Below are 21,243 nucleotides of genomic sequence, written 5' to 3'. Positions count from 1 at the left end.
GAGGAATAACCTCAAAAATGGGGTTGTTGAGAATTTAAACGACGCCATGTAGCCGGAGGCACATGATATTTTCTGCTGAAGGAACGGCTAAACGACTGTTGAGAGTCGTAGCCATATTTGGTGGAAATATCAATCACGCTTTCGCCACCGGCGATTAAATCCTGAGCGGCTAACGCCAGCTTTTTATCACGAATGTAATTGCCCAGGCTGATGCGCATAATGCGCTGAAACATACGCTGCAGGTGCCACTTCGAATACCCGGCGCGCTGCGCGACATCTTCAATTTTCAGCGGCTGACGAATGTTGCCGTCAATCCAGCTAATCAGCTCATGGATGATGAGTTCCTGACGATCCATTCTTTCACCTTCGCCATAATTTCAGGGTTAAAAAGATGACCAGAACGGCCTGATGCGGGAGAAGATTACCATCGTGGATTACGCTTGATTAGCGGGGTAAAATCGATAGGCGTTATGAGTTCTACTCATTTATTAAAATTGGATCTCGCAGCGTTTGCGGGGTGACTCGCAAAAACAGCCCTCTCTAAATTCGACCCTTCTCACAATAAGTGAATTTATTCCTAAAGATTGGTGAAAAACACACATGTATTTCATTTTGTGTATAGTGGTATGCGCGTGTCAAACTCACTTGCCAAAGGCGTCCCATGCTCAAAGAAAATTTCAACGACCTCATCTATCTGGTGATGGTGGCACGCGAACGCAGTTTCACCCGCGCGGCGGCGAAGCTGGGCGTATCGCAGTCCGCGCTGAGCCATTCCATCCGCGGACTGGAAGAGCGCCTGAATACCCGCCTGTTAACCCGAACCACGCGTAGCGTGGCGTCCACGGAGGCCGGTGAACGGCTGATCGAAAGCGTGGCACCGATGATTACTGAAATTGAAAAGGCGCTGCAGGATCTGGCGGATAATCAGGAAAATCCCTCGGGAAATATCCGTATCACCGCCGGTGAACACGCACTTTCCAGCACGCTGTGGCCGCTGCTAAAGCCTTTTGTACAACGCTATCCCGACGTCAACGTCGAGTTATCGATTGATAACGCGCTGACCGACATTGTTAGCGGGCGCTTTGACGCCGGTGTCCGTCTGGGTGAATCGGTTGAAAAAGATATGGTGGCGGTGCGAATTGGCCCGGACTGGAGAATGGCAATTGTCGCCACGCCGGACTATTTTGCCCAGCACGGCGTGCCGCAAACCCCCTACGAGCTGCAAAATTATCGCTGTATTAACATGCGGCTGCCTACGTTCGGCGGGCTATACCACTGGGAGTTCAGCAAGGAAGGTAAAGCCATTCGGGTGAAGGTAGAAGGGCAGTTAGTGTTTAATACGCTGTCCGCGCGCATCGATGCGGCGCTGTCAGGAATGGGGGTTTCCTGCGTTCCTGAAGATTCGGTCAGAACCTATATCGAAGAAGGCAAACTGCAAAGCGTCCTGCAGGACTGGTGCGAGCCTTTCACCGGTTACTATCTTTATTATCCCAGCCGAAAACAGCACACTGCGGCATTTTCAAAGCTGATCGATGCGGTTCGCTACCAGGGGTAAAACAGACTATTTTCAGTGAGATTTGCCGTGAAAACGGGTGAAAAGTAATTGAACGAATAGACCTTGCCGGATAAGCTGATTGCTGTTCTGGCAACGTCCAGCCATCCGATCGAAGCCTTCCGGCAACAGCACCGTCTGATATTGCGATCGCTCTGAAAATATTGAGGGTGTATATGACACTCACTGCGATAAGTTTTGGCCGTATCGCTGCCATTTTGCCGGTGCAGGATATGGAAATTGCCCAGCGTTTTTATATTGATGGATTAGGATTCACCAAAACCTTTCAAAATGGCGATCCCGTCGGTTTTATCATCCTGAAACGCGACGAAAGTGAACTGCATTTATCGCTTCAGCCCGGGCATAAAGCCGCCCCGTTTCCGATAGCCCATCTGCTGGTCGACGACGCCAACGCAATGTTTGCGCTTTGCAAACAGCACGGCGCAAAAATAATCAAAGGCGTGCAGGATAAAGAGTACGGATTACGTGCTTTTGTCTTCGCCGATCTCCACGGTAACCGCATTGATGTCGGTCAGCGGCTGCAGGTTTAGCGTCACCCATACAGGCCCGTCGATTAGCGGCGGGCCTGATAATTTGCGAAGCGATATTAATGAGCGAATGATGCCAACCTGTTCCAACTGTTGTGCGATGGTCATCAGTTCTTCTCCATGCTGTTAAAGTTGTGAGCCGTTATCCAATAAGACGATAAAATTATTTCTCCAGCGTACGTAAAAACGCTGAAAGCGAATTATCCAGCGCGCCCAGCGTCTCGGCTGACAGCGCCGACAGGATCTGTCGCTCGTTCTCGATGTGCTCTTCCACCGCCCGATCGATCAGCTCCCGACCGCCTTCCGTCAGTTTTACCATCATGCTGCGCGCATCCTCGGCGTTGGGCACACGCTCGATAAATCCTCGCGTTTCCAGCCGCTTGAGCCGGTGGGTCATGGTCCCCGATGTGACCATCAGCGTTGAAAACAGCTCGGTCGGGCTGAGGCTAGGCGCACCCGAACGGCGCAGGGCGGCCAGCATATCGAACTCCCACATGCTCAGATCGAATCTGGCAAAGGTTGCTTCCAGCTTGTGCTGAAGCAGGGCGGCACAGCGTTTAATGCGCCCGATTGGCCCCATCGGGCTGGCGTCCAGGTCGGGGCGCTCGCGCTGCCACTGTTGCAGAATGCCATCCACGGCATCATGTTCACGATTTTTCATTGGTATACTCATTTGTCTTGACTTCAAGATAATCGATCGACAGACTGATGATATCTTGAATTGAAGGTAAAGTCATGAACATTACATCCTCACTGCATTACTGGCGTGACGTGATCCTCACGGCGCTGGCCCCCGCAATCTGGGGTTCTACCTACATCGTTACGACGGAAGTTCTGCCGCCGGACAGGCCGTTCACCGCCGCGCTAATCCGCGTTCTGCCGGCGGGTTTACTGCTGCTGCTGTTTACCCGACGCATTCCGCTGCGGCGCGACTGGTGGCGTTTAGTGGTGCTGAGTGCGCTGAATATCGGGGTTTTTCAGGCGCTGTTATTCGTTGCGGCCTATCGCCTGCCGGGCGGACTGGCCGCCGTGCTGGGTGCCATTCAGCCGCTGCTGGTCATGGTGCTGGCATGGGCGGTTGACCGGCGGGCGCCCGCACAGATTACGCTTTGGTCGGCGGTGGCCGGAGTGATCGGGATGGCGGTATTGCTGCTGTCACCGCAAACCGTTTTTGAACCGACGGGCGTGATTGCGGCCCTGCTGGGTGCGGCCTGTATGGCAACCGGCGTCTGGCTGACCCGCCGCTGGCAGCTCGATTTGCCGGTGCTGTCGCTGACCGGCTGGCAGCTGGTAATCGGTGGGTTGATGCTGGCCCCCATCGCGTGGCTGGCCGATGCGCCTCTGCCAGCGCTGACCCCGCCGCAGTGGTTTGCCTATGCGTATCTCAGCCTTGCCGGTGCGCTGTTGGCCTATGGCCTGTGGTTTCGCGGCATCACCCGGCTTCCCGGCGTGGCCGTTGCGTCGCTCGGCCTGCTCAGCCCGCTGGCCGCCGTGGCGCTGGGCTGGATTGTGCTTTCCCAGTCAATGACCGGTACCGCTTTTATCGGGCTGCTTGTCGTGCTCGCCAGCGTCTTCGCCGTACAGTGGACAACGGTTCGCCGTAGCAAATAACGTTCTTTAACAACCTATTTTATAAGGTCATAACATGAATTCTTCCGTACAAAACGCTATCGAGTCCCGTGTTTCTATCAACCGTTTTCAGGCTGACCGGCCTCTTGATGACGAAACGATTACCGGCCTGGTTGAGCTGGCAACCAAAGCGCCAACGGCATTCAACATGCAGAACTGGCGGTTTATTGCCGTTCGATCGGCTGAGGGAAAAAATAAGTTGAAAGACTCCGCCTGGGGACAGCAGAAGATTGTCGACGCTTCGGTGGCCTTTATTATCTGCGGCACGCTGTCGGCACATCAGCAGCTGGCGGCGGCGCTGCAGCCCAGCGTTGATGCGCAGATCATGGAGCAGCGCACGGTGGACGGCTGGGTAAAACAGGCCTCAGCATCCCATGAAAATGACGCCGTGCTGCAGCGTGATGAGGCCGTGCGTTCTGCTTCGCTGGCGGCAATGACATTGATGCTGGCCGCCGAGGGAATGGGGCTGGGATCGTGCCCAATGATCGGTTTTGATGCCGGACAGGTGGCAAAAGACTTCGCGCTGCTGCCGACAGAACTGCCGCTGATGGTGGTTGTCGTCGGATATCCTCAGGAAAACAACTGGCCACAGAAGCCGCGTAAATCGGTGGCGGAAGTGTTAACCCTGGTTTAACAGGGCAGATTACCGATGCCGGCGACGGATATATTCGGTGCCAGCATCGGTTAACATGAGAACAGCCGGATGATTAACAAGAATAGCGAATTCCCACCGCTGCTTAAAATAAGAATGCTTAAAAATCAGTGGGATAAATAAAAATTAAAAGCAAGAATGATGAATACACCCCCGGTTTAGTCATGCAAAAATAGCAAAATATTGATAATCGGGGAGACAGCAATGCAAAGTCATCGCCAGTGTCATTCACATGGAGAGGGATCATGATCAAAGCCCTGCACGGTATTTCTACACATTACTGCAATGTGATCACCGAAACGCGTATTGCCGCCGAAACCGGCTATGACGGGCTGGAGTTTTTGCACTATAAACTGCTGCGTTATTTGGAAAACGGCGGAACCACCGCAGCACTGAAAAAACACGTTCACGGTTACGGCCTGCAGACCGCCTGTCTCAATGCCCTGATTGATATTGAACGACATCAGAGAGAAGAACGACGTACGCTGCTGGCGGAAGCCACGCAGCTGACCCGGATCGCCGCCGATCTGGAATGTCCGACCATTCAGATACTGGCCCAGCACGCTATCGATCACCTGCCGCAGGCACAGATTCTGGACATTATGACGGAGAATATCGCCGAAATCGCCAGCATTGGTCAGCAGTACGGCGTGCGTTATCAGATAGAAGTGATCGCCCACACGAAGTTCAATACGCTGAATCAGGCACTTGAAGTGATCCGTCGTGTCAGTCAACCCAATATCGGCCTGGTCATCGACTTCTGGCATCTGTTTGCGACAGGCGCTACCACGCCAGAGGATATCAGGCAGCTCGACCCGGCGCTGATTTTTGGCGTTCACTTCTGCGACGGGCGCAAACCGCAAGCGGGCGAAGCGTGGGAAGAAACGGTGCTGCGAGCTTACATGCCGGGCGAGGGTGATATCGATATTCAGGCCTGGACCGATGCCGTGCTGGCCACCGGATTTGACGGCGTGTGGTCGGCCGAGCTGTTCAGCCCGGCACGTTGGGAAATGGATCATGCCGTGCTGGCGAAAGACGTCATTGATAATATGAGCCGCTACATCACGGTCTGTCATAACTGCACGCGCTGAGTCACACCACAGTGTTCCACAAACGCCTCGTCATGGCTGACCAACAGCAGTGCACCCCGATAGGATTTCAATACGCCCTCCAGCAACTGCCGGGAATCAAGGTCCAGATGATTGTCCGGCTCATCAAGCAGCAGGATATCCGGCAGCGGGGACGAACAGGTTAACGCCAGCAGCATCACTTTTAACTGCTCACCGCCGCTCAACTGCCCGAGCGGGATCTGGCTTTTATCCCCCCTGATGCGCAGGGCACCCAGACGGGTCCGCCAGCTTTCAGCGGTGATTAGCGGCTCAAATTCACATAAGGCATCAACCACCGGCAGTGCAGTATTAAGCAGGTTCAGATGCTGGTCCAGATAGCGCCAGTGACCATGCAGCGAGTAACTTCCCGACGCCGCCGATAGCTGGCCGGCCAGCACCTTAAGCAGAGTCGATTTTCCACTGCCGTTACGTCCGGCGATATGCCAGTGCTCGCCGCCCGAAACGGTTAGAGAAATCGGTTGAGCCGAGCCAAAAGGCAGGACCAGGCGCTGGCAGTTAACACGAACGCGCTTTTGTTCATCGCGATAGGGAAATGCCAGCATTTGCGGCGTCACTCGCTCAATGCGATCGTTCACCGAACGCCGCTGCTGTTCCAGCCGGTCCATTACGCGTTCGTGGCGCTGGGTGAGTTTTGACTGCTGCTTTTCCGCTTTGTTTTTCTTCATATCCAGCAGCAGTAAAGACTGTGAACCCGAGGAGCGGATGCGATCGCCCTGACGACGGCGCTGGGCTTTTTTCTCCAGCGCGCGCTGGAGCTCATCCTTTTCTTTGCGCAGGCCGGACTGCAGCTGTTTTTCCTCACTGCGTAATGCATTGAGCTGGCGCTCTTTTTGCAGCGCGAAGTTGCTGTAATTGCCGCCATACTCCACCAGCCCGGCAGCGCTGAGCTCACAGATGCGCTGCATTTCATTCAGCAGCCGCCGGTCGTGGCTGATCGTCAGTGAACCCGTTGGATGCCGCTGTAGTTGTTCGATCAGCCAGCGCCGACCTGCGCTGTCGAGATGGTTTTCCGGTTCGTCGAGCAGTAAAAAACAGCCCGGTTGTAAAAATGCCCGGCACAGCGCCAGGCGGGTTTGTTCGCCGCCGCTTAGCCGTGCAGAAGGGCTTTCCAGCGAAACATGGCCCAGCGCGGCACTGTCCAGCAGTGACTGCCAGCGGTAAGGATAATCCCATTTATCGGCAAGCAGATCGTAATCGTCGGCGTCGGCGCTGCCGTTTTCAACTCTCAGGAAGGCGGCCCGAACGTCGGCAATCCCCATGGCATCCGCCACGGTCAGGCCGGCTAAACGCGTTAGCTGCCGGACGTAATAAAACGGCGTCAGCCAGTCAATCGTGCCGGCCGAGGGCCGACGGCGCAGCGCCAGCAGAGACATCAGCACCGATTTGCCGCAGCCGTTTATGCCGGTCAGCCCCTGATTTTGCTGCGTGAGTGTGCCGCTGATGTTTTGAAATAATGGCGAGTCGTTGAACGTTACAGATAATTCAGTAAAACGGCAGTGTACAGGCATGGTTGTGCTCCTGAATAAACAGGGCAGGCTGAAATGCCGTAACGGAAATTAACACTGACGAGGATAGCTGCCTGCCCAATATCAAAAATTACATCGGATAAGATGCGGGAGATATTGCGATGGAATACAGGCATTAAATCATGTCGGCAGACATCCTCAGGGAAAGGTGAAGTCGATATAGTGGCAAAAAACGGGCAGGGTGTAAACCGGGCTGTAAATGTGAAAATGCCGCAGACGGGCTGCGGCATCAAATGATTTATTGGCGGTGAGTGATTACTCGGTCGCTTTTTTCTTCAGGTCGCTGGCACCTTCTTTGGTGCTGTTCCAGCCTTTCTGTGCGCCTTCTTTGGTCGCATTCCAGCCTTTCTCAGAACCTTCTTTGGTTTTATTCCAGGTTTTCTGCGAGCCTTCGCTCACTTTGCTGCCGAGGCTGTCGCTTTTACCTTCTGCGGCATGCTTAGCCTTCAGCTGCTGTTCTGCGCCCTGGTTCTGCGCTTCGTGCAGTTTTTCTTTCGCGGTATTGGCACCGGCCTGAGCGTTGGCGACGGTTTCATCGGTTGCATGTGTGGCGGCAAATGCGGAAGTGGCCAGTAAAATAGCTGACAGAGCGATAATAGTCTTTTTCATAAATATTCCCTCATAAAAAACGTCATTAGTGTTATCAACGTGGTCAATAATGTCACGCGAGGTAGCCTGTGGCTTTAGGAAAAAACTGTAAATGAAACATCCCTGAGGGTCAGCTCGTCAGCGCTTCGATCTCCGCTTTGCACTGCATTAACGCACTGAGCAGATGATCGAACTTTTCTTCAAAGCGCAGGGCCGGAACGGCAACCGAGATGGCGTAATGTTCACTGGCCCCGGTATTCAGGTCAACGCCCAGCCCGCAGACGCCGCGCGCGTGCTCCTCGCGATCGACGGCATAGCCGCGTGCACGGGTTTGCCTGATATCGTCCAGCAGCGAAGGCAGCGTCCGCAGGGTATCATCCGTTCTCACATCCGGCTGACCACCGAGCAGATCGGCAATTTTCTCATCGGTAAGTCTCGCCAGAATGGCTTTGCCGTGCGCGGTACAGTGGCTGGGAAATGCCGTACCCACCGCCGATACCACACGCAGCTCCTGGTCAGAAACGAACTGACTGACGGAGACGGCGTGGCTGCCGCGATAAACGCACAAATCCACCGTTTCACGCGTGCGGCGTCCCAGCGTTTCCATTGGGGATTGCGCAATTGCAATCACATCGGTATGCGCGGAGGCGGCCAGACGCGTCAGTGCCGGGCCGAGCCGAACGCCAGCGCTGCCCGATATCAGCAGCTGCTGTGATTCCAGCGAGGTGACCAGACGATGGACGGTGGTGCGGGGCAGCCCCGTTTCACGCGACAGACTGGAGATGGTCATTCCCTGCGGCTGCCGCTCCAGCGCCCGCAGGATCGTGGCTGCCCGGGCAATAACCTGTGAACCACTGCTGTCTGCATCATTGTTCATCTTCATCTCCGGTATAAAACATCACGCCGCAGGATACCACGCGTTATCCACCTGGTGGATAAAATGCTGTCATGCTCCCTCGAACGAATCCAGCTGACATTCGGTTTACCTTTTTCCCGTTGACTTGTCTGGAAGAAGAATTGAATACTATGTCCGCATATCGGATGTTATATCCACTATTTGGATGGCGTGGAGCAAAGATGCATCAAATAAAAACAGCGGGCGCGTTCACGCTACTGGCGGTGGCCTGCCTGACCATCATGGTGGGCTGCGTAATCGTACCCGGATTAACGGCGGTCGCTGAAAATCTGGGTACGCCTTCCGCGGCCAGCTGGCTGGTAACGGTTCCGTCGTTAGGCGTGGTGGTGTTTGGCCCGCTGGCTGGCCGTTTAATCGATCGGGTAGGGGCTTACCTGGCACTGAAATGGGGATTGTTTGGCTATGGCCTGTTGGGAAGCGGCGGCGTGCTTCTTCACGGCACGATCCCGGTGATGATCGACAGACTGCTGCTTGGCGGGGCAACGGCGGTGGTGATGGCCGCCGGTACCGTTCTGATCTCCCTGTTCTACAGCGGGCAGGCGCGAATGAAGATGATCGCCTCTCAGGGGATGTCTATCGAGTTGGGTGGTGTGATTTTTCTGTTTATCGGCGGACTGTTGGCCAGCCTGGGCTGGCGCTGGCCGTTCCTGCTGTATCTTGTCGCCTGGCTGCTGCTGGCGATGCAGATCTTATTTGTGCCCAGGCCTCCCGCCCAGCCTGAGAGTAAAAATACCGGGGAAGAGGCTCGGGAGCCTGCGACCGTTAACGGTAAGCTAAAAACGGTTTATTTTGCTGCGATATCGTCCATGCTGTGTTTTTTTACCGGGGTGATCGTGATCCCGCAGCAGTTTCATCAGCTGCATATCGGCGCGGCGGAAACGGGCTACTTCCTGTCATTTGTTTCTCTGGTGGCCGTATTTGCCGCCGCAGCCATGCCCAAAATGGTAAGCCGCGTTGGCGAGTTCGGCACGTTGTACGTTGCTTTCGCCTGCTATGCCGCCGCGCACCTGATATTTTCTGCCGCCGCCGGAGTGGCGTGGTTTGTTGCCGGGGGGATCCTGATGGGGGCCGGCTTTGGCCTGTCGGTGCCGCTGGTTAACCATATGACCGTTGAGCAGAGCGATGCCCGCGTTCGCGGGCGAAATCTGGCCTGGCTGTCGATGGCGATATTTTCCGGGCAGTTTTTGTCCTCTTTTATGGAGTTTATCCCGGGCAATGCATCGGTGATTTTTGCGGGAGCCGCTCTGATTGGCATCGCGATAATGGTCATGCTGTGGATACTGCGGCGTGGAATACGTGAAGATTAAGCCCGGCGGCAACGAAATCGTTGTCACCGCAGGGCACGTGGAGGCGGATATTGTCAGGCGTCAGGCGTCAGGCGTCAGGCGTCAGGTGAAGCCTGGCTGACGGTTTCCTTAACGGAATCGGTTTTATTACTGGAATAAATGAAGTACAGCGCAATCCCCAGGCAGACGACTGCCCCCAGCCGCGTTGCGGAAAAGTGAATCGCTTCATTCCCCAGCCAGCCAAAGTTATCAATCAGCATGCTCATTGCCAGCTGGCCGAAAATGACCGCCACCGTCGCCACTGCCGCACCAATTCGCTGAACGGCCAGCACCATAATAACGATGTAAGGCACGCCACACAGTGCGCCCAGCAGGGTTAAGTCATGGGCAGGTTCGAAGAAGAAAATGAGCAGGGCACTGACCAGCGCGCCGAGCGAGAAGGTCAGAAATGCGCTGCGAAACACGCCAACTTGGCTGCCAAGTTTGCCGTTGATTGCGGCCTGAATGCTCAGTACGGCACCGCCGATCACGGCCAGGATAATCATTACTACGTTCATCATTTCACCTCAGCCTTTTGCCACAAGAATCAGTGCGGCAATAATAAAGATCAGCGCAATAAAGCGCTTACGGTCAATCTTGCGGTGCGCCGTACCAAGAAGGCCGTAGTGGTCAATCACCACGCTTTTGAAAACCTGCCCGGCAAGAATGCCGATCATCGTCATCGCAATACCAATCACCGGCACGGCCACGGTCAGGATCACCACGTATACCGGGCCAAGAATCCCGCCCAGTAGCGTCCATGATGGCTGAGTGAAGAAGGAAGGGCTGTTACGCGGGCTAAAGAACAGCATCAGCAGAAAGGTCAGCGCGGCACCCACCCCGAAAACGCTGAACGTTGCCCATAAACCGCCGACCTCATTTCCTAACGGCCCCAGCAATCCCGCCTCAACCGACAACCCCATCCCGCCAGCAACGACGAGCAAAATAAAAATAAGCTGCATACAAATAATCCCCGAGAATGAAGGGAACGGATGGTATAGCAGCGTTGAATCATGAAAAACGGTATAATTCATGAAACACCTTTGCAGGAATCGAGATAATGTTTGATGCTGGCAGCATTAATTTCCGCACGCTGGTCTTTTTTATCGGCGTGTATGACGAGCAGAATTTTTCCGCCGTCGCCAGGCGGGAAGGCGTGTCGGCATCAATGGTATCCCGCGTGATCATTCAGTTGGAGGATACGCTCGGCCAGCAGCTGTTCTACCGCAATACGCGCGCCGTTATCCCAACCGAAGCCGGCCGACTGTTTATTGACTATGCCCGCAGCATGACCGAACAGCTGAACAAAGCCCGTAAGGAGATGCAGGATCGCTCCCTTGAACCTGCTGGGTTGATACGCATTAACGCGCCGGTTTTCTTCGGCCAGCGTCATATAGCGCCCTGGCTGCCGGCACTTTCCCAGCGATATCCCCGCTTGCAGATGGAGCTGATGCTGACGGATGATTTTATCGATCCGCACCGGGATGCCACCGACGTGCTGTTCAGGATCGGCACGCTGACCGATTCCTCTTTCCATGCGCGTATACTTGCCACTCAGCGTTATTATCTGGCGGCTTCGCCCGGGTATTTAAAACAATACGGCCAGCCGGTAACGCCTGCCGATTTCAGTCAGCATAATTGTCTGGTTTATCGCGGTTCTTCAGGCCCGAATCGCTGGCTGTTTCGCGAGCCAGGCGGGAACTGGATACATTACCCGGTGGCGGGATTACTGACTTCCAATAATGCAGAAACGTTGCTGACCAGCGCGCTGGGCGGGATGGGGCTGGTGCTGTTTCCCGACTGGTTGATCAATGACAGCCTGATTAAAGGCGGGCTGGTGCGTATCATGCCGGATTTCGAGGCGGCCATTCACACCGAGCCGCAGCATATCGCCGCCATTTATCCCAACGCCCGCCATCCACCGCTCAATGTGCGGGCGGTGATTGACCACTTTGTTGAGGTTTACGCATCGCCGCCTTACTGGCAGCGGGGATAGATGGGGCAGGGACGTTATAGCGCTTCTTTCAGGAAGTGATGAATTCGCGCAATCGTCTCCGGCGTAAGTTCTTCTATCGCACTGACATGGTCACCCTGTGTGGTTAAAAATACCTGGTGATTGTTTTCCGACCAGTCCTTCAACGGCTGATAATAGATATCCTCCGCACCTGCCCAAAACAGTTTAGGAATGTCGATATTACCGATTAGCGGGGCATCTTCTAAGCCCTCGTACCCAGCTAAAGCCTCAAAGGATGCGCGCAGCGGCGGTTTATTTTCAGCGGAAACCCATGCTGCTAATGCGGGGGCCGTTTCCTCCGCGAAGGCGAAAAACGTATCGAAATCAAGGCGACCATCCGGTACTTTGGGCAGGCCATTCTGCACATCCCATCCGCCGATAACTAATGAAGACAAGCACTCGGGATGATATTTGGCCAGGCTAATTGCCAGCCATGCACCAGAAGAATAGCCAACAACATGGGCTTTTTTAACGCCCAGACCGTCAATCAGCTTCCAGATGCCGTCTGCCTGACTCTGCCGATCGTATGCGGCGTTGATGAAATTTGCGCTTTTTCCATGCGCTAATAAATCAGGATAAACAACCGTAAAATCATTACGTAAGGCATCGACCAGTCCATTTGACACCCAGCTGTTGCCATCCATTAACAGGCCATGCAGCAAGATAACCAGGGGGCCGTCGCCAGTAATACCGTAGTGCAAGAGAGTGTGGTCTTCATTTACCGTCATAAATAGCTCCATAGGTGGGTACCAGAAAAAAACGTAGTCCGCGGTGTCTGATAAGGTACACTGCGCGCTTAATTCTCTCAGCTAAATGCACTAATGATAAAAAAAATACGTTTCATTCTCCCTGCGCTTGCTCTGAGCGGCGCTATCGCTTATTGGCTTACACCGCACTACTCCGATGAAGATGAAAGCTATTACCGCGCGGTATTCTGCTCGATTGATCACAGTGACCCGCAGTTTTTTTTGCGTGATATGGAAAACCTTGTCGAAGGTGGAAACTCTGATTACGCGTTGCGTAAAAATCACTATATCCCCGCACTGGGTGAAAAGATGCTCAGCACCTGGCGGAAGCTTAGTACCCGGGAGCAATCAGCTATCATCGAAGACCAGCAGCGATGCCGAGAAATCATGGGTGAGAAACAGCATTGATGCTCGGCCAGCTTCTCGCAGGCGAACGTGGGACCAAAGTCGGCATAGTTATCGCGGATGATGCCCAGAGCAAGTTCAGCAAGGCCCGGCAGAAGCTGGCGATTACCACGCAATTCCCGGCGGCGGTTCGCCAGAGCCAGCGGCCCGGACTCGCGATAACGTGCAAGCAATCGCCGGCAGTGGCGATCCGTAAGACCAAGTCGCTGTAATGCCAGCGAAGTGGTGAGCCTGCCATCAATCACATCCTGCAGGATCTTGAGGCGGCTAACTTCATTCATCGTAAAGCACTCCGAACCGTAAGCCGTCACCAGTTGCGTCCTCAGCCTTGAACTCATGAAAAGGACGATAAAGTGGACATCTCAATATAGCCAGAGGCGGACATCTGAATTTAGCCACTATAATCAAAGTGCGCATAATGTACGACTCGCTATGTTGAAAAGGCCGCTGCGAAAATCTACTCCCGCAGCGGCCTCTTTAGCATAACGTCATTGTGCGAGCCAAGACTTATTATTGAATAATGTTTTCTCTTTCCAGCACTTCTCTAATGTCTTGGAAAACAGCAGAAATATTTCCTTTAGGGAACCTTATTTGTCCAAGTCCATTTATATTAGTGAATTCCTCACAACCTTCTTCTAATAACACTATCGCTCTTTCAAAACCTAAACGCCCTTGAAATAAACCAACCTCATGAATAACATTCATCCTGGCTTGTTTATTTCCGTCCATCATTTCATCTTCAGCAGTCATCACCAAGAATGCAATACAGGCTTGATCTAACATTTGTGCAAGCCTTGTTATATTAGTCACACCTGCCACTGGAACTCTATTGAATTCATCATATGGTAATCTAAGTTTATCTTGGACAAAGTCTTTTAACTCTCGCCACATATGAGAGCGACCATGGCCAATAAAGACATTAACTCCTCTTCGCTCTGCAATTGCCACTATTTTTTCCTTGTTTTTTAGGTGGTTGGAAAGTTTCACTAAGTCACCTTTTAGCTCTTTACATGATGTGTAAGGTGATTTTATTGCCATAACATCACATAGAATAGCAATGTGCGGAGGTGTTTTTATTCCATTTGTAACAGCATTCATGTCTCTACTTATTAATTTTCCATGAGGTCTACATAAACTTAAAAATTGGCCCTCTTGAATTACTACGGTTTTTTCTATTTTTTCAATCAGGTCAGTGAAAAACTTATCTTCTTTTATTTTTTCTTTATTGGAGTATATAAGTGATAGCGCATCACTTTTGCAGGTTTCAAATGCAGACTCTGCTTTTTGGGACGATATACTATAATCATCCAAATCAATGCTGTTAGCTTCTTTGTAAATATAATCAATGACATAATCATATTGGTATGTGACCCAATCACCAATACTCCCCATGCTCATTACATCCATCAAACCCCATTCAGGACTGAAAATAGCACCGGCAGGAGGGCGATTGAATCCTTTGTAATATACACAGGAATGGTACCCAAGCCATGAACCAGAAAATGATTTCGATACATCTTCAATAACACCTGTTAATTCATCAAGCCCTTCATTTTCTTCATCTTCGAAGGGCGATAATTTTTCTGCTATTTTTTGTAATTCGAATGAAATTGACATATTTCGGCTCTTTTATAGGGAATGATCAATAATATGAATTTCTTCTGTGCCTTGATTCTGATTCGTTTGGAGAAACGCAGGATTTTGAATCACTGTCGATATTAGCCAGTTGAAGTCCAGTGTCAACGATTCCCGTCATATTCTGCCATCCTTACCATTTGTCTACCCGAAGTTGAAATGTCACCCTCAGCTCCAAAGTTAAAATGTCACCTTTACTGTGATTCAGTCTGGAAGAGCAGGGTGGGCAGGTGGTTATCGTTTGAGGCTGGCTCTGAATTCTTCAGGGTTGGCAAGTACCAGATTGATGGCTTTCAGCTGCTCCTGGATCCTTGCCTGAGCGCGTCGTTTGGGCATCTTCTTACTGCGTTCTCTTTTACCGTCCCGTTCCGTTCATCCTGCTGAATCTGCGCGAGTTTCAATACTGCGCCCAGCCGCTTGTTGTCCACGATGGCACCCTGGTCAACACAGCTCAGCTTGTCATAGACCTGATACGACAACGTCCTGTGGCCGTATTTGAATGCCAGCGTGCCGTCTGGATAGTCGAGAACCATGATTTTCTCACCGGCAATACGTGTATTTTCTTCAGTAGGGTCAACCAGATAGAGCATCTTATCGTACTGAAATGTCAGTGATTTAGAGAGCGTGCGGAGTTCCTGCCAGGCAAAGATATCATCCAGCTCAGATTGTGATTCACTGACTGGTCTGTGGAGATTTTTCGGGTATTGAGGGGCTTTAGCAAAGCGTCGGTTAAAGTCCTGAATAAAGGCTTCCAGCCAGGCATTTGCTTCTTCAATTCCAGTAATGTTCTCGAGCCGCATTTCCTTTATTAGCCGGTCCTGAAGTGTCTGGTTAGCGCGCTCAACGCGGCCTTTAGCCTGGGAGCTATTGGCGCATATGAGGTCAATGTTGAGGTCATGAAGGACCCGGCCAAACTGGGTGGTGCCAGTGCGGCGAGTTTCTGCCTGGCTGACACGAAAAACAGCATGTTTGTCACTGTAGAACGCAACAGGTTTTCCATGTTTATCAAGATATTCACGTGTGGCCAGCATGTAATCAAAGGCAGACTCAGTTTCACAAAAGCGCAGGTGCATCAGTCGGCCAGTGGCGTCGTCCATGTAAACCAAAAGACAGCATTTTGATGCACGACCTTCAAACCAGTCGTGGTGAGAGCCGTCGATTTGAATAAGTTCTCCAAGACAGTCGCGGCGATAGCGTGGTTGGTAGACCTGAGGCTTGCGTCGGGTATGAGGAACCCAGAGGCCGGCGGCAATCATCCAGTGACGCAGCGTTTCAACGGAAACTTTGAGATTATGGCGTTGGAGAAGTTTCTCGGCGGCTAATGTAGGGCCGAAATCGCTGTATTTTTCACGTAGCAGCGTCAGAACCTTCATTCTAAGTTGTTCAGGAAGATTATTGTTTCCCGGTTTGCCACGCTTTAAGCTGGCTAGACCTGAAGTGCCAGACAAGCGGAACTTATCCATCAGACGTTGAATCTGGCGCTCGCTAAGATCCAGCTGACTTGCAGCATCACGCCGACGTAACCGTTTTTCACAAACAGCCTGGATAATCTGGGCGCGAACTAACTCTTTTTCAGACATAGTCACCAACATTTTTCAGTCCCTGTAGCAGCCATAAAGCTCAGAGCCTTTATGCCAAAAAGGGACATTTCTAAATGGTTAAAAAGTGACATTACTAAATTGCGCTAACACACTTGGTACGCATAATGTATATTATGTTAAATTAACTATCACAAGCGGCACCCAACTCATCCCTCTACCCTCATATGATGGCCTACTCTTGCCAAATTCTCCTCTTCAGGAGTTCGTTCCTATCCCTGAACCAAAGTATCCAGACTGACATTGTGCATTGCGTGCTTTTACTGTGATTTCATACAGTGCATTTGCACTGCAAATGTATAATTATGTACCGTAAGTGAACATCCGCCCTTTATACATAAATTGGCTGTTTTCAGGAGAAAATTGAAATGAGTAAGCTGGACTGGTTCAATAACGTAGAAGATCGCACTCATCCCTGGGAAGGTATGGGACTGACATGGTTGACAACTGCACTCAATGTCCCTGATGTAAAAGCTGCCGTCAATTTTTATACCGGGGCAATGAAGATGGTGGCGATTGCGGAACTTGAGGGAGATGGCGGGGATATTTTGTTTGCACGTATCCGCTATCGTGGCACCAACTTTACCCTAAACAAAGAAGGATGGGATTCTGATCTGAGCAGTCCAGTGACTTCAGGAGCGCCGGTCCCCTTCATATTTTATCTGTACGTTGATGATGCGGTCAGTTTGGTAAATGAGATGGTTGAAGCTGGTGCGACTATTCTGACTGAACCCGCCGAAATGTTCTGGGGTGATTTAAAAGCCCGCGTGAAAGACCCGTTTGGCTTTATCTGGGATATCGCTCAGAAATTGTAAATAAATTGCCCGGTCTCCGGGCAATGCTACGCGAATTCTGAAGTTTTTCGTGTGGGATAACCAGGAACAATTCGCGTAGCGACATCATTTCATATACATCTCCTCCGTGATGCAAATATCCATGACATTTGACTCACTACATGAGTAGAATAAGGCTTCTATTCAGCTCAGGAGCCGCATCATGTGGATTTGGCAGCAGGAAAACTGGCCGGCGTTCAGCTGGGACCGTCAGCGGATCGAACCGCTGCTGCGCGCCACGCGTTTTTTGCAGGGGAAACTCTACGGAAGCAGCCTGTTGCTGGATGAAGCAAACAGCACGCTGGATAACGTGTTGGCCAACATTCTCTACTCCAGTGATATTGAGGGGGAACGCGTTAACGCTCATTCGGTGCGTTCCTCGCTGGCGCATCACCTCGGCATCGAGGACGGCATGACCTATGCGGTGGATAAAAAAACCGAAGGCCTGGTGGCATCCGCGCTGGACGCCATTGAAAACCTCGACCAGCCGCTGACCCTGGCGCGTTTGCTGCACTGGCACGCCCTGCTCTTTCCCGCCGGCTCCGGGCTGCTGTATCCGATCGTCGGCGGCCAGCTGCGCAGCGGTCCGGTGCAGGTCGTTTCGGGCCGCCTTGAAAAACCGGTCGTTCATTTCGAAGGGCCGGACGGTGCCGCCATTGCCGACGACGTCGATGCGTTTTTACAGTGGTTTAACGCCAGCCGCGATGATCCGGGGCTGGATCCGCTGCTGCGCGCCGGGATTGCCCATCTGAGGTTTTTAACGCTCCATCCTTTTGAGGACGGTAACGGCAGGATCGGTCGCCTGATTATGGACCTGGCGCTGGCGCAGGCGGAAAGCCACACGGTCAGGCTCTACGCGATGTCCCGCACGATTAACATTCATCGGCAGGACTACTATCAGGTGCTGGAAAATACCCAACGCGGCGATCTGGATATCACCGTCTGGCTGAGCTGGTTTATCGATATGCTCAGAGCATCGATCGAAGAAACGCTGGCGGTTATCGATCAAACGGTGTTTAAAACCCGCTACTGGCAGCGTTTTAACGCCGCGCAGATTGGGCCTGAGCAGATAAAGGTGCTGAACCGCCTGCTGGACGGCGACTTTAGTGACGGCATTAACAACAGCCAGTACAAGGCGGTGGCAAAAGTCAGTCGTGCCACCGCCACGCGCCATCTGGCGCAGCTGGTTGAACTCGGATACCTGATAGCCAGCCCCGGCGGGGGCCGCAGTACTCGTTACGGCTTGAGCCGGCTTTGAAGATTTGCGCCGTGATTTATTCAGCTGCGTGAGATGAGCGGCCCGCGCGTGAAATTAGTGCCCTGTTCGCGCGCCTGGCCGGAATCCATGCTGTCGTGACCGGCAGGTAATAATAAATGCGCCGGCCAGCAGCAGAATCAGTGCCGGCGGCAGCGCCGGTGCCCCCCAGTTATCCAGCAGGATCCCCCCGGTAATACCCGCCGCCGCAATCGCACCATTCCATGCCACCACGTTCATCGACAGCGCAATGTCCGCACCCTCGCCCGCCGTATCCGCCAGCGCGGTCTGCAGCAGCGTGGCCGCGCCGCCAAAGCTTAATCCCCAGACCGCCACGCCAGGGTAGATTGCTACGGGATGCTGAGAAAAAACCATCAGCATCAGCGAAACGAACGCGAAGGCCGCCAGGCTCACCAGTACGCTGCGGCGCAGATGCCGATCCACTAACTTACCGGTGACGGCGATGGAGAGCAGCGCCGACAGCCCGAAAATCAGCAGCACACTATCTACGGAGGACGCCAGCCCTGCGGATGCGAGGAACGGTGCGATATAGGTATAAAGAATGTTATGCGCCAGCATCCAGACAATGACTACGGCAAGCACCGGCCGCACTCCCTTCGTAGTTAACACCTGACGCAGCGGCATCCGCTCATGGCGCGACTGCCCCGGATAGTCAGGCACTCTGGCCACCACCCAGACTGCCAGTAAAAGGGTCAGTGCGGAGATGGCGAAAAAAATGCTGCGCCAGCCGGTTATGCCGCCAAGCCAGGTACCCAGCGGTAACCCCACGGATAAGGCTATCGGGGTCCCGACCATCGCGATGGCCATCGCTTTCCCCTGCTGATGAACGGCCACCATCCGCCGGGCGTAACCGGCAAGCAGGCTCCACGACAGCCCGGCTGCCATGCCCGCAAAGAACCGCGCAGCCAGGGTCAGCCAGTAGTGTGAAGACCATGCGGTAATGCTGTTGAAAATAAAAAATCCCGCGATCGCCAGCAAAAGCACATTCCTGCGGCGCCAGCTCTGGGTGGCAATGGTCAGCGGAATGGCGGCCAGCAGCGATCCCAGAGCGTAGGCCGTTACGGTTTGCCCAGCCAGTGAGTTTGAAATGTTCAGCCCTGCCGCCATCTGCGGCAGTAATCCCGCAGGCAGGGTCTCCGTGATGATGCAGATAAACCCGGTCATCGCCAGCGCCAGCAGCGCGGAAACCGGCAGTGCCTGCGCTTCAGTTTGCGATCGTGAAGCGGCTTTTTCAGTGGAACAAGTTAAAGCGAGTTCTTTCTCCATATGTCCTTCTCATTTAGCATATGTATCGATCGGTATATATTTGGCGATGAGTCATCCCTCAGCCACTCAAATTAACCGTCCGATAGCTGATTGATTATTGATAACTCTCAGGTCATCCTATTTAAGTATCGATCGGTACATTAGTGGGTGGCAATTTTTTTGTCAACGAGATATGTATCGTTTAGTATAGTAATGCGCACACGCGGGTAACGGAGGAAGAAATGGCCACGATGGGACGACCAAGAACGTTTGACAGGGATAAAGCGATTGATGATGCCATGCACTTATTCTGGCAGCATGGTTACGAGTCGACATCCCTCGCCCAGCTCAAGGCCGCGATTAACAGCGGCATCTCCGCGCCCAGCTTCTATGCAGCGTTTGGGTCAAAAGAGGCGCTGTTTCGCGAATGCGTGCAGAGGTATCTCGCCACCCACGGACAGGTAACCGAATTTCTGTGGGATGCCAGCCTGCCCCCGCGTGAAGCGCTTGAAACCACAATGAGAGCCTCAGCAAAAATGCAGTGTGACCCCGGGCATCCACCGGGATGTATGGTGGCATTGGGCACCATGAGCGCCACTTCCGCCGGGCACGCCGACGTTACCGAGCCGCTGGCCCGCTCGCGTCAGCGTACCTGCGAAGGTATCCGGTCGGTACTCGAACGCGCCGCTGCCAGCGGCGAGCTGAAGAAGGAGGTGGATATCAGCGCCCTCACCACGCTTTTCTCCACCTTCCTGTTTGGTGTGTCGATCCAGGTGCGCGATGGCGTCAGTCTCGATCGGCTCAATAGCGCGATTACTCTGATAATGCGGCAATGGGACGCCTCTGCGTGAATTAACACGTACTCAGCGCACGTCGTCTGACCTGATAAACCGTTGCGGAAATTGACAGAACCGCGACCAGGGTCAGGAAAATACCTATCGCAATCATGGAATTAAAGCCAAAAAGCTGGAACAACAGCAGGCCACAGATGCCGCCGCCCAGGAAAGATACAATGGTTACCAGATGAGTAAAAAGCTGGCTGCTGTGCCCCCGGAGGTCGCGTGACGGATCCCTGCGCAGGCTGACGCACAGCAGCGACCCCAGCGCGATACCGGCATCGGTCAGCGTGCCGGTAATATGGGTAGACCGCACCCGCCCGTTCGAGAGCTGCGTGGAGGTTGAGTTATGCAGCCCCATCAGAAAGCCGAGAAACACAATCACTTCACGGTTGTTAGCGTGGGAGTAGTAGAACTTTTCAAACAGCGACATCATTGCCAGAGCGATCCCCTCCAGCAGCAGAATAATGCTGAATATCGTTCGGATATTATTTCGGATGCCGCTAATTACCAGCATCCGCGAGGCCATTGACCCAACAACGAAGGCGATAATAATTGCGGCAAGAAACGATAAATCACCTAAATCAGAATTAGAGACTTCAGAAGAAATCTGCGAGGTATTTCCAGACATATGGGAGGGAAATATACCAAAAGCGCCCAGCGCCATCGCGTTGAGAATTCCGGCAGTGGTCGCTAATAATAAGGCTAAATTACGGTCTTCATTGTGCGTTCGGCCCTTCTTACGTTTTATCAGCATCTGCAACATCGTTAACGTCTCCACAGGTGTTG

General features: G+C 53.0%; 22 protein-coding genes and 2 pseudogenes. 11 read left to right on the top strand and 13 right to left on the bottom strand.

Going from position 1 to position 21,243, the window contains the following annotated elements:
* Nucleotides 1-11 precede the first annotated feature (11 nt).
* Nucleotides 12-356: a helix-turn-helix domain-containing protein gene (locus PGH32_RS07600; RefSeq protein ID WP_314420360.1), complete on the bottom strand. Its 345-nt coding sequence runs from the start codon at nt 354-356 to the stop codon at nt 12-14.
* A gap of 305 nt (nt 357-661) precedes the next feature.
* Here PGH32_RS07600 and PGH32_RS07595 point away from each other — a divergent pair, with 305 nt between their 5' ends.
* Together PGH32_RS07595 and PGH32_RS07590 are read left to right on the top strand one after the other, a co-directional pair.
* Nucleotides 662-1,555, top strand: coding sequence for a LysR family transcriptional regulator (locus PGH32_RS07595; RefSeq protein WP_314420358.1), 894 nt, complete (start codon nt 662-664; stop codon nt 1,553-1,555).
* Between the two features lie 173 nt (nt 1,556-1,728).
* Nucleotides 1,729-2,103: a VOC family protein gene (locus PGH32_RS07590; protein ID WP_337893667.1), complete on the top strand. Its 375-nt coding sequence runs from the start codon at nt 1,729-1,731 to the stop codon at nt 2,101-2,103.
* 160 nt (nt 2,104-2,263) lie between these two features.
* On the opposite strand, the gene PGH32_RS07585 is transcribed toward PGH32_RS07590, so the two are convergent.
* A complete protein-coding gene (locus PGH32_RS07585; RefSeq protein WP_337893666.1) occupies nt 2,264-2,761 on the bottom strand; it encodes a MarR family winged helix-turn-helix transcriptional regulator in 498 nt (165 codons plus the stop codon).
* A gap of 74 nt (nt 2,762-2,835) precedes the next feature.
* Here PGH32_RS07585 and PGH32_RS07580 point away from each other — a divergent pair, with 74 nt between their 5' ends.
* From PGH32_RS07580 to PGH32_RS07570, 3 genes are all read left to right on the top strand, one after another.
* The gene (locus PGH32_RS07580) at nt 2,836-3,711 is read left to right on the top strand and encodes an EamA family transporter (RefSeq protein ID WP_314420354.1); all 876 of its coding nucleotides are present in this window, start codon (nt 2,836-2,838) and stop codon (nt 3,709-3,711) included.
* 34 nt (nt 3,712-3,745) lie between these two features.
* The gene (locus PGH32_RS07575) at nt 3,746-4,363 is read left to right on the top strand and encodes a nitroreductase family protein (protein WP_337893665.1); all 618 of its coding nucleotides are present in this window, start codon (nt 3,746-3,748) and stop codon (nt 4,361-4,363) included.
* 263 nt (nt 4,364-4,626) lie between these two features.
* Nucleotides 4,627-5,472 (top strand): sugar phosphate isomerase/epimerase family protein, encoded by an 846-nt coding sequence (locus PGH32_RS07570; RefSeq protein WP_337893664.1) that lies wholly within the window; start codon nt 4,627-4,629, stop codon nt 5,470-5,472.
* On the opposite strand, the gene PGH32_RS07565 is transcribed toward PGH32_RS07570, so the two are convergent.
* From PGH32_RS07565 to PGH32_RS07555, 3 genes are all read right to left on the bottom strand, one after another.
* Complete coding sequence (locus PGH32_RS07565) at nt 5,454-7,019, bottom strand: ATP-binding cassette domain-containing protein (RefSeq protein ID WP_337893663.1); 1,566 nt, start codon at nt 7,017-7,019, stop codon at nt 5,454-5,456. The genes PGH32_RS07570 and PGH32_RS07565 overlap by 19 nt on opposite strands.
* A gap of 273 nt (nt 7,020-7,292) precedes the next feature.
* Nucleotides 7,293-7,646, bottom strand: a complete 354-nt coding sequence (locus tag PGH32_RS07560) for a hypothetical protein (RefSeq protein WP_314420349.1) — start codon at nt 7,644-7,646, stop codon at nt 7,293-7,295.
* A 109-nt stretch (nt 7,647-7,755) separates the two neighbouring features.
* Nucleotides 7,756-8,502, bottom strand: a complete 747-nt coding sequence (locus PGH32_RS07555) for an IclR family transcriptional regulator (protein ID WP_337893662.1) — start codon at nt 8,500-8,502, stop codon at nt 7,756-7,758.
* 200 nt (nt 8,503-8,702) lie between these two features.
* On the opposite strand from PGH32_RS07555, the gene PGH32_RS07550 reads away from it, so the two are divergent.
* Complete coding sequence (locus PGH32_RS07550; protein WP_337893661.1) at nt 8,703-9,848, top strand: MFS transporter; 1,146 nt, start codon at nt 8,703-8,705, stop codon at nt 9,846-9,848.
* Between the two features lie 74 nt (nt 9,849-9,922).
* Here the strand turns inward: PGH32_RS07550 and PGH32_RS07545 are convergent, their stop codons facing one another.
* Both PGH32_RS07545 and PGH32_RS07540 read right to left on the bottom strand, forming a co-directional pair.
* Entirely contained in the window at nt 9,923-10,384 is a 462-nt protein-coding gene (locus PGH32_RS07545; protein WP_337894277.1) for a DMT family transporter, read from the bottom strand.
* A gap of 9 nt (nt 10,385-10,393) precedes the next feature.
* A complete protein-coding gene (locus tag PGH32_RS07540) occupies nt 10,394-10,828 on the bottom strand; it encodes a DMT family transporter (RefSeq protein WP_314420343.1) in 435 nt (144 codons plus the stop codon).
* A 98-nt stretch (nt 10,829-10,926) separates the two neighbouring features.
* On the opposite strand from PGH32_RS07540, the gene PGH32_RS07535 reads away from it, so the two are divergent.
* On the top strand, nt 10,927-11,862 hold the full coding sequence (locus PGH32_RS07535; RefSeq protein WP_337893660.1) for a LysR family transcriptional regulator: 936 nt from the start codon (nt 10,927-10,929) through the stop codon (nt 11,860-11,862).
* Nucleotides 11,863-11,876: 14 nt separating this feature from the next.
* Here PGH32_RS07535 and PGH32_RS07530 read toward each other — a convergent pair whose 3' ends face one another.
* The gene (locus tag PGH32_RS07530) at nt 11,877-12,608 is read right to left on the bottom strand and encodes an alpha/beta fold hydrolase (protein ID WP_337893659.1); all 732 of its coding nucleotides are present in this window, start codon (nt 12,606-12,608) and stop codon (nt 11,877-11,879) included.
* Between the two features lie 93 nt (nt 12,609-12,701).
* Between PGH32_RS07530 and PGH32_RS07525 the strand changes: the two genes are divergently transcribed.
* On the top strand, nt 12,702-13,034 hold the full coding sequence (locus tag PGH32_RS07525) for a hypothetical protein (protein ID WP_337893658.1): 333 nt from the start codon (nt 12,702-12,704) through the stop codon (nt 13,032-13,034).
* Nucleotides 13,035-13,036: 2 nt separating this feature from the next.
* On the opposite strand, the pseudogene PGH32_RS07520 reads toward PGH32_RS07525, so the two are convergent.
* The 3 genes and pseudogenes from PGH32_RS07520 to PGH32_RS07510 form a co-directional block, all read right to left on the bottom strand.
* Nucleotides 13,037-13,342 (bottom strand): annotated as a pseudogene (locus PGH32_RS07520) (helix-turn-helix domain-containing protein); the annotation flags it as partial.
* A gap of 199 nt (nt 13,343-13,541) precedes the next feature.
* A complete protein-coding gene (locus tag PGH32_RS07515; protein WP_337893657.1) occupies nt 13,542-14,648 on the bottom strand; it encodes a TIR domain-containing protein in 1,107 nt (368 codons plus the stop codon).
* A gap of 252 nt (nt 14,649-14,900) precedes the next feature.
* Nucleotides 14,901-16,246, bottom strand: a pseudogene (locus PGH32_RS07510) (ISNCY family transposase).
* Between the two features lie 386 nt (nt 16,247-16,632).
* Between PGH32_RS07510 and PGH32_RS07505 the strand changes: the two are divergent.
* Both PGH32_RS07505 and PGH32_RS07500 read left to right on the top strand, forming a co-directional pair.
* The gene (locus tag PGH32_RS07505) at nt 16,633-17,079 is read left to right on the top strand and encodes a VOC family protein (protein WP_314420336.1); all 447 of its coding nucleotides are present in this window, start codon (nt 16,633-16,635) and stop codon (nt 17,077-17,079) included.
* A 181-nt stretch (nt 17,080-17,260) separates the two neighbouring features.
* Nucleotides 17,261-18,355 carry a Fic family protein gene (locus PGH32_RS07500; RefSeq protein WP_314420334.1) on the top strand — a complete coding sequence of 365 codons (1,095 nt, stop codon included), beginning with the start codon at nt 17,261-17,263 and terminating at the stop codon, nt 18,353-18,355.
* Between the two features lie 54 nt (nt 18,356-18,409).
* On the opposite strand, the gene PGH32_RS07495 is transcribed toward PGH32_RS07500, so the two are convergent.
* A complete protein-coding gene (locus tag PGH32_RS07495; protein WP_337893656.1) occupies nt 18,410-19,639 on the bottom strand; it encodes an MFS transporter in 1,230 nt (409 codons plus the stop codon).
* 221 nt (nt 19,640-19,860) lie between these two features.
* On the opposite strand from PGH32_RS07495, the gene PGH32_RS07490 reads away from it, so the two are divergent.
* Nucleotides 19,861-20,469: a TetR/AcrR family transcriptional regulator gene (locus PGH32_RS07490; RefSeq protein WP_314420330.1), complete on the top strand. Its 609-nt coding sequence runs from the start codon at nt 19,861-19,863 to the stop codon at nt 20,467-20,469.
* Between the two features lies 1 nt (nt 20,470).
* On the opposite strand, the gene PGH32_RS07485 is transcribed toward PGH32_RS07490, so the two are convergent.
* Nucleotides 20,471-21,220, bottom strand: coding sequence for a YoaK family protein (locus PGH32_RS07485; protein ID WP_337893655.1), 750 nt, complete (start codon nt 21,218-21,220; stop codon nt 20,471-20,473).
* Nucleotides 21,221-21,243: the final 23 nt, after the last annotated feature.

Source organism: Erwinia sp. SLM-02, from assembly GCF_037450285.1.
Classification (GTDB): domain Bacteria; phylum Pseudomonadota; class Gammaproteobacteria; order Enterobacterales; family Enterobacteriaceae; genus Erwinia.
The sequence above is the reverse complement of the archived record's forward strand: the minus strand, read 5'-3'. Positions and strand labels throughout refer to the sequence as shown.

Bases quoted from the DNA above. Each gene is read 5' to 3' on its own strand.
- PGH32_RS07600 (WP_314420360.1), bottom strand. From the start codon at position 356: ATGGATCGTCAGGAACTCATCATCCATGAGCTGATTAGCTGGATTGAC.
- PGH32_RS07595 (WP_314420358.1), top strand. From the start codon at position 662: ATGCTCAAAGAAAATTTCAACGACCTCATCTATCTGGTGATGGTGGCA.
- PGH32_RS07590 (WP_337893667.1), top strand. From the start codon at position 1,729: ATGACACTCACTGCGATAAGTTTTGGCCGTATCGCTGCCATTTTGCCG.
- PGH32_RS07585 (WP_337893666.1), bottom strand. From the start codon at position 2,761: ATGAAAAATCGTGAACATGATGCCGTGGATGGCATTCTGCAACAGTGG.
- PGH32_RS07580 (WP_314420354.1), top strand. From the start codon at position 2,836: ATGAACATTACATCCTCACTGCATTACTGGCGTGACGTGATCCTCACG.
- PGH32_RS07575 (WP_337893665.1), top strand. From the start codon at position 3,746: ATGAATTCTTCCGTACAAAACGCTATCGAGTCCCGTGTTTCTATCAAC.
- PGH32_RS07570 (WP_337893664.1), top strand. From the start codon at position 4,627: ATGATCAAAGCCCTGCACGGTATTTCTACACATTACTGCAATGTGATC.
- PGH32_RS07565 (WP_337893663.1), bottom strand. From the start codon at position 7,019: ATGCCTGTACACTGCCGTTTTACTGAATTATCTGTAACGTTCAACGAC.
- PGH32_RS07560 (WP_314420349.1), bottom strand. From the start codon at position 7,646: ATGAAAAAGACTATTATCGCTCTGTCAGCTATTTTACTGGCCACTTCC.
- PGH32_RS07555 (WP_337893662.1), bottom strand. From the start codon at position 8,502: ATGAACAATGATGCAGACAGCAGTGGTTCACAGGTTATTGCCCGGGCA.
- PGH32_RS07550 (WP_337893661.1), top strand. From the start codon at position 8,703: ATGCATCAAATAAAAACAGCGGGCGCGTTCACGCTACTGGCGGTGGCC.
- PGH32_RS07545 (WP_337894277.1), bottom strand. From the start codon at position 10,384: ATGAACGTAGTAATGATTATCCTGGCCGTGATCGGCGGTGCCGTACTG.
- PGH32_RS07540 (WP_314420343.1), bottom strand. From the start codon at position 10,828: ATGCAGCTTATTTTTATTTTGCTCGTCGTTGCTGGCGGGATGGGGTTG.
- PGH32_RS07535 (WP_337893660.1), top strand. From the start codon at position 10,927: ATGTTTGATGCTGGCAGCATTAATTTCCGCACGCTGGTCTTTTTTATC.
- PGH32_RS07530 (WP_337893659.1), bottom strand. From the start codon at position 12,608: ATGACGGTAAATGAAGACCACACTCTCTTGCACTACGGTATTACTGGC.
- PGH32_RS07525 (WP_337893658.1), top strand. From the start codon at position 12,702: ATGATAAAAAAAATACGTTTCATTCTCCCTGCGCTTGCTCTGAGCGGC.
- PGH32_RS07515 (WP_337893657.1), bottom strand. From the start codon at position 14,648: ATGTCAATTTCATTCGAATTACAAAAAATAGCAGAAAAATTATCGCCC.
- PGH32_RS07505 (WP_314420336.1), top strand. From the start codon at position 16,633: ATGAGTAAGCTGGACTGGTTCAATAACGTAGAAGATCGCACTCATCCC.
- PGH32_RS07500 (WP_314420334.1), top strand. From the start codon at position 17,261: ATGTGGATTTGGCAGCAGGAAAACTGGCCGGCGTTCAGCTGGGACCGT.
- PGH32_RS07495 (WP_337893656.1), bottom strand. From the start codon at position 19,639: ATGGAGAAAGAACTCGCTTTAACTTGTTCCACTGAAAAAGCCGCTTCA.
- PGH32_RS07490 (WP_314420330.1), top strand. From the start codon at position 19,861: ATGGCCACGATGGGACGACCAAGAACGTTTGACAGGGATAAAGCGATT.
- PGH32_RS07485 (WP_337893655.1), bottom strand. From the start codon at position 21,220: ATGTTGCAGATGCTGATAAAACGTAAGAAGGGCCGAACGCACAATGAA.